The 6,804-nt window shown below is 69.2% G+C and carries 5 protein-coding genes and 1 pseudogene; 3 read left to right on the top strand and 3 right to left on the bottom strand.

The features are described 5' to 3' along the window. Positions 1-37: 37 nt before the first annotated feature. The 3 genes from FV223_RS16730 to aspS form a co-directional block, all read right to left on the bottom strand. On the bottom strand, positions 38-1,117 hold the full coding sequence (locus FV223_RS16730; protein ID WP_147728093.1) for an acyltransferase: 1,080 nt from the start codon (positions 1,115-1,117) through the stop codon (positions 38-40). Next, complete coding sequence (locus FV223_RS16725; protein WP_147728092.1) at positions 1,114-1,983, bottom strand: glycosyltransferase family 2 protein; 870 nt, start codon at positions 1,981-1,983, stop codon at positions 1,114-1,116. Before FV223_RS16725 ends, FV223_RS16730 begins: the two co-directional genes overlap by 4 nt. A 68-nt stretch (positions 1,984-2,051) precedes the next feature. Then, positions 2,052-3,866, bottom strand: coding sequence for an aspartate--tRNA ligase (gene aspS, locus FV223_RS16720; RefSeq protein ID WP_147728091.1), 1,815 nt, complete (start codon positions 3,864-3,866; stop codon positions 2,052-2,054). Positions 3,867-4,096: 230 nt separating this feature from the next. Here aspS and rnd point away from each other — a divergent pair, with 230 nt between their 5' ends. The 3 genes and pseudogenes from rnd to FV223_RS16705 all read left to right on the top strand — a co-directional run. Beyond that, positions 4,097-5,251, top strand: a complete 1,155-nt coding sequence (gene rnd / locus FV223_RS16715; protein WP_147728090.1) for a ribonuclease D — start codon at positions 4,097-4,099, stop codon at positions 5,249-5,251. A gap of 127 nt (positions 5,252-5,378) precedes the next feature. Beyond that, entirely contained in the window at positions 5,379-5,669 is a 291-nt protein-coding gene (locus tag FV223_RS16710) for a hypothetical protein (protein WP_147728089.1), read from the top strand. A 684-nt stretch (positions 5,670-6,353) separates the two neighbouring features. Further along, positions 6,354-6,804, top strand: a pseudogene (locus FV223_RS16705) (PQQ-dependent dehydrogenase, methanol/ethanol family); the annotation flags it as partial.

The following is a 6,804-nucleotide window of genomic DNA, read 5'->3' as shown; positions in this document are numbered from 1 at the left end:
GCTCTGGGCCTGATCAACGACCGTGCGCCCGAGCCGGTCACGGACCGGCCGGCTCGATGGTGCCGAGGGCGCGGCGTCCCAGGGTCCGCGTCTTCAGCCGCAGCGCCGGCCGCTCGATGGCGTACCACGAGGCCGCGGCCACCGGGATCGTGAGCGCGAGCGCCGGGATCAGCAGCAGCGCCGGGGAAGCATCGGGCCACGAAGCATGCAGGCTCTGCTGCACCGGCCAGCCGTAGAGGTAGATCCCGTAGGAGAGGTCCGCGGCCGGGTCGAAGGCCTTGCGCGCCAGCCAGGGCGACAGCCCTAGCCAGATTGCGCCGTAGCCTTCCGCGGTGAACAGCAGCGTGCGGTAGAGCGGGGTGTGGCGCGCCAGGAGGCAGGCCAGCGCCAGGATCGCGAGCGGGACGACCGAAAGGCGCACGGATGCCCTTCCGGCGTAGAGCGCCGCGCCGATCGCGAAGATCAGCGGCAGCCGCAACGCCGTCTCAAGGCCCTTCGGCAGGTCGGGATGCCTCGCATCCGCGATCAGGAGCGCGATCGCGAAGCCGGCGGCGATCAGCGGCACCACCAAGCGCGTCCGCAACGCGCCGACGAGGCCGGTGGCGACGACGCCCAGATAGCACAGGGTCTCGTATTTCAGGGTCCAGACCGTGCCGAGCGGGCTGCGATACGGGTTGTCGGGAAAGACGCCCGGCAGCGACGCGTTGCTCTTGAAGGTGGTCAGCGTGCCACGCACGAAGCGCCAGACGCCGCCATCGCGCAGATACTCGCCGAGCGGCAGCGTGCTCATCGCGGCGCCGAGGACGAGGGCGACCAGCAGCGTCGCGGCGACGAGCCCCGGCAGGATGCGCAGGGTCCGTGCGATGAGGTAGTCGACGAGGCCGCGCCGGTCGAAGCTCATCGTCACGAGGAAGCCCGACACCGCGAAGAAGCCGTTCACCGCGTGCTCGCCGAGAGTGAAGCCGGTCGCCCGCGCCAGCGGCTCGTCGAGGGCGTTGCCGCTGGTGACGCTGAAGGCATGCGAGACCACCACCGCCAGCGCGAGTGCCAGGCGAAGGCCGGAGAAGCCGTTGTGCGGGCGGGCCAGCGCGTCCGCCACCGTCGCGGCGCGGGTCATTCGAGGCCCTCGCGGGCCAGCGCGGACCGGCCCCGCAGCGCGGCCCAGGCGCCCGCGGCCGAGCCGCCGTAGCGCTCGACGCCGGCACGCCGCAGGACCAGCAGGGACAGGCAGGCCTTGAGCGCGTTGGCCGCGAGCCCCGGCAGGATGGGATCGGCGAGCCCGTACTTGCGGGCGACGTAGGCGCGCGACCACGCCTGGTGCCAGCGGGTGCGGAACACCCGGCCGCGCTCCGGCGCCGAGGAACGCCCGCGCCCGTGCAGGACCTCGGCGCCGTGCACGTGGACGAGGGCGCGGCCCGCATCGGCGATGCGGCGACAGAGGTCGTCGTCCTCGTAGAACAGGAAGATCCGCTCGTCGAAGCCGCCGAGCGCCAGGAAGAACGTCCGCTCGATCATCACGCACGCGCCGGACAGGAACGGCGCGCAGGCATCGCCCGCGGGCAGGTCGCGGCGCCCGCGCGGGTTGGTGAGGTACGGCGCCAGCAGGGAGCGCGGCTGGTAGAAGAACCGGCCGTCCGGCTCGACGATGCGCGGCGCGAACAATCCGGCCTCCGGCCAGCGCTCGGCGGCGGCGAGCAGGGCGTCGGCCGCGCCCGGCCGCAGGATCACGTCGGGGTTGACGATCAGCACGTAGCGGGCCTGCGCGGCAACGCGGACGCCGAGGGTGTTGGCGCGGCCGTAGCCCTCGTTCCGAGCGTTGCGGACCACCTGCGCGCCGGCCGCCTCCGCGATCTCCGCCGATCGGTCGCGGCTCGCATTGTCGACGACGATCGCCGGCACATGCTCGGCCGCGAGCGCCGACAGGCAGGCCGGCAGAGCCTCGGCGCTGTCATGCGCGACGACGACGGCGACGAGGCTGGGCACTTAACGGACTCCCCGGGGCGACCGCTTTTCCCTCCCCCCTCTGCGGGGGGAGGGAAGGACGCGTGGGGTCACGCCTTCTTCTCAGGCAGGTTCAGGCGGATGTGCAGCTCGCGAAGCTGCTTCGGGGTCGCCTCGGACGGCGCGCCCATCATCAGGTCCTCGGCGCGCTGGTTCATCGGGAACAGCACCACCTCGCGGATGTTCGGCTCCTCGCAGAGCAGCATCACGATGCGGTCGACACCCGGCGCGATGCCGCCGTGCGGCGGGGCGCCGAGGCGCAGCGCGTTGAGCATGCCGCCGAACTTGGCTTCGAGCACGTCGCGCCCGTAGCCCGCGATCGCGAACGCCTTCTCCATGATCTCGGGCTTGTGGTTCCGGATCGCGCCCGACGACAGCTCGATGCCGTTGCAGACGATGTCGTACTGGAATGCCTTAATGTCGAGGATCTTGGCGTCGTCGCCCTCGCCGAGGGCCAGGAAGGCGTCGTGGTCGAAGTTCGGCATCGAGAACGGATTGTGCGAGAAGTCGATGTGCTTCTCGTCCTCGTTCCACTCGAACATCGGGAAGTCGGTGATCCAGCAGAACGCGAATTGGTCCTTGTCGGACAGGCCGAGGTCGTCGCCGATGCGGATGCGCGCCTTGCCGGCGAGCGCCGCGGCCTTCGCCTCGGTGCCGGCGGAAAAGAAGACCGCGTCGCCCGCCTTCGTCCCGGTCTTCTCGGCGATCCGCGCCAGGATCGGCGCGGGGATGAACTTGGCGATCGGGCCCTTGCCCGTGAGGGCGCCGTCGACCTCCTCGAACACCACGTAGCCGAGCCCGGGCGCGCCCTCGGCGCGGGCGAAGTCGTTGAGCTTGTCGAAGAACGAGCGCGGCTGCGTCGCCGCGCCCGTCGCCGGGATCGCGCGGACCACGCCGCCGGACTTGATCACGCCCTTGAACGCCTTGAACTCGACCGCGTCCTCGGCGAACTCGGCCGTGACGTCGGCGATGAGCAGCGGGTTGCGCAGGTCGGGCTTGTCGACGCCGTACTTCAGCATCGCGTCGGCGTAGGTGATGCGCGGAAACACGTCGGTGACGCGCTTGTCGCCGGCGAACTCCTTGAACACCCCGTGCAGAACCGGCTCGACCGCCTGGAACACGTCCTCCTGGGTGACGAAGCTCATCTCGATGTCGAGCTGGTAGAACTCGCCCGGCGAGCGGTCGGCGCGCGCATCCTCGTCGCGGAAGCAAGGCGCGATCTGGAAGTAGCGGTCGAAGCCGGCGATCATCGTCAGCTGCTTGAACTGCTGCGGCGCCTGCGGCAGCGCGTAGAATTTCCCGGGATGGACGCGGGAGGGGACGAGGTAGTCGCGTGCGCCCTCGGGGCTCGATGCCGTGAGGATCGGCGTCTGAAACTCGAAGAACCCGCCCTCGCGCATGCGCCGACGCAGCGAGTCGACGATCGCGCCGCGCTTCATGATGTTGGCGTGCAGCTTCTCGCGGCGCAGGTCGAGGAAGCGGTACCGCAGGCGGGTCTCCTCGGGGTACTCGAGGTCGCCGAAGACCGGCAGCGGCAGCTCGGCGGCCGCGCCCAGCACCTCGAGCTCGTCGATGTAGACCTCGACCGCGCCGGTCGGCAGCTCGGCGTTCTCGGTCCCGGCCGGCCGGGTGCGGACGCGCCCGTCGAGGCGCACGACCCATTCCGAGCGCACGGTGTTGGCCGCCTTGAAGGCCGGCGAATCCGAATCGACCACGCACTGCGTCAGCCCGTAATGGTCGCGCAGGTCGATGAAGAGCACGCCGCCATGGTCGCGGATGCGGTGGCACCAGCCGGAGAGGCGGACGGATGCGCCGACATCGGATGGGCGCAGCGCCCCGCAGGTATGGGTCCGGTAACGGTGCATCGCAAAACCTTGGAATGGAAGCGCGGCACCATTCACGCGAGGGGGGCGAAGTCAAGGCGCGCCGCGGGACCGGGCGGCCGGGTGCCGAGCCTCGCCGTCGCGGATGCCCGGCGGAACCGCGGGCCCAGCGAAGACGGCGCAGGTCCTCGGGGACGTCGAACCTGAGGATCGATGGGGATGCCGGCGCATCCGGCTCCCCTTTACAAGAAACCTCCGATATAGCCGGGGGCATGGATCTGATCAGTACGACGCAAGCGCTCCGCGACGCCTGCGACCGCCTCGCCGCGCAGAGCTTCGTCACCGTGGACACGGAGTTCATGCGCGAGACGACCTATTACCCCAAGCTCTGCCTGATCCAGATGGCGGCGCCGGACGGGACCGGCGTGCTGGTCGATCCGCTGGCGGACGGCATCGACCTCCAGCCCTTCGTCGACCTGATGGCGGACGAGGGCGTGGTGAAGGTGTTCCATTCCGCCCGCCAGGATCTCGAGATCATCTGGCTGATGGGCGGGCTGCTGCCGCAGCCGTTCTTCGACACCCAGGTCGCGGCGATGGTCTGCGGCTACGGCGACTCGGTGTCCTACGAGCAGCTGGTCAACGATGTGGCCAAGGCGAAGATCGACAAGTCCTCGCGCTTCACCGACTGGTCGCGGCGCCCGCTCTCGGACGCGCAGCTCTCCTACGCCCTGTCGGACGTCACCCATCTGGTGACCGTGTACGAGAAGCTGGTCGCCGACCTCGTGCGCGACGACCGCGGGCAGTGGCTCGACGAGGAGATGGCGGTGCTGACCTCGCCCGACACCTATCGCGCCGACCCGGCTCAGGCCTGGCGCCGCCTGTCGGGGCGGATGCGCAAGCCGCGCGAGATCGCGGTGCTGATGGAGGTCGCGGCCTGGCGCGAGCGCGAGGCGCAGACGCGCAACGTGCCGCGCGGGCGCATCCTGAAGGACGAGGCGGTGATCGACGTCGCGACCTCGGCGCCGCGCAGCGTCGAGGCACTCGGCCGGTTGCGCTCGATCCCGGCGGGCTTCGAGCGCTCGCGCACCGGCACCGACATCCTCGCCGCCGTCGAGCGCGGGTTCGCCCGCGACGTCGGCGAGATCGCGCTGCCCGAGCGCGGCCGCGGCCGCAGCGGCGGCAACGGGGCGCTGGTCGAGTTGCTGAAGGTGCTTCTGAAGGCGGTGTGCGAGACCGAGGGCGTCGCGCCGAAGATCATCGCCACGGTGGACGATCTTGAAGCGGTGGCCGACGACGACGCGGCCGACGTGCCGCTTCTCCAGGGCTGGCGCCGCGAGCTCTTCGGCAGCAAGGCGCTCGACCTGAAGCACGGTCGCCTCGCGCTCTCCGCCGAGGGCGGGCGCATCGTGGTGCGGTCGCTGGCCTGAACCGGCGATCGGCCGGCATCCGGTCATCGACGCGAGACCATCGCAGGCGAACCCGTGACACAGGGACGGACCGGGACTAAATGGCAATGCGATTGCCGAAACGTCCCAGGGCCCCACGTCGCATCCGATGCACGAACCCAACGAAGTCCTCCAGACGCTGACCGGGCGGGGCACCGTCTCGGCGGAGGGCTGCGGAACCGTCCGCGTCCGCTACCGGGTGATCGTGGAACGGCGGGCATCCGTCGTCACGGCCCATGGCAGCCTTCACGGAAGCCATGCCGGCCTGCGCCCGATCTGGCTGATCCCGGACTCCACCCTGCGCCTGAAGACCGGCCGGACCCTCGCGATCTCGCTCACCGACCTCGTCGGCGACGCCGCCGAGTTCGAGAGCACCGGCGCCGTCGGGACCCTCGCCTGAGATCGTCGCGGCCGGCTCGCGAGGCAATCCTCCTTCCCGGATGATCACCGTTGAGACGGCGATTCTCGACATCGCTCGGCGCAGAAAAATGCCGTTCTGAGTCGCCGACGGCGGTTTCATGCGACCAGAGCGCGCAGAAGCGGCAGGAAATCACCGAAGCTTGACCGCGAAGCATCCTCAGCGGTGTCGCGACCGGATTTTGCAGCGCATCTGCCCATTGCCAAGGCGATGCCGCGTCATGCCGCGCGAAGCGGCAGCGCACCGTGCACCGAACGCATGAAAAACGCGAATGCCGAAGCTCAAGCTGCAAACGGCGCATGTGTTTGCCGCTCATGCCGAAGCACAACACCTCGGTACGACGCCGTTTTGTGCGATGCACAATAAGTTTTTGCGGCGCGTCAACGACGCTGGTCTTCCCGCGAAGGTGCGGCGACTTGCGCACAACCCTATCGGAGGCGCTCGAACCGAGTTGACGAGGCTCAAAAATCTCTTAGAGTTCGTTCAAGCTTCGGTTTCGAGGGGGCCGCCTCAGGGATGGCGGCCTCTGGCTCGGCGACCCAAAGTCGTCGATTTCCTGCCCGCTACCGTAGCAAATCGATCCCTGTCGCAAAGAGTCAGGTCAGGTCTTCTCGACGCGGTCTGCGTCGTGTCCGGAAGGCATCAAGACTTGTCGGAGGAACACACATGAGAGCGGTTCATCTTCTCGCGCTTGGCGCGAGCCTTGCGGTTGCCGCCCCGGCGATCGCGAACGACGATCTGATGAAGCATCTGGCGAACCCGGCCGAGCAGGTGCTGCAGACGGTCGACTACGCCAACACGCGCTATTCGAAGCTCGACCAGATCAACGCGGGCAACGTCAAGAACCTCCAGGTGGCCTGGACCTTCTCGACGGGCGTTCTGCGCGGCCACGAGGGCTCGCCGCTCGTCGTCGGCAACATGATGTACGTCCACACGCCGTTCCCGAACATCGTCTACGCGCTCGACCTCGACCACGAGGCCAAGATCGTGTGGAAGTACGAGCCCAAGCAGGACCCGTCGGTGATCCCGGTGATGTGCTGCGACACGGTCAACCGCGGCCTGGCCTACTCGGACAACGCGATCATCCTGCACCAGGCCGACACCACGGTGGTGTCGC

It is taken from the genome of Methylobacterium sp. WL116, from assembly GCF_008039455.1.
Taxonomy (GTDB): domain Bacteria; phylum Pseudomonadota; class Alphaproteobacteria; order Rhizobiales; family Beijerinckiaceae; genus Methylobacterium.
This window is presented reverse-complemented; position numbering and strand designations above follow the sequence as displayed.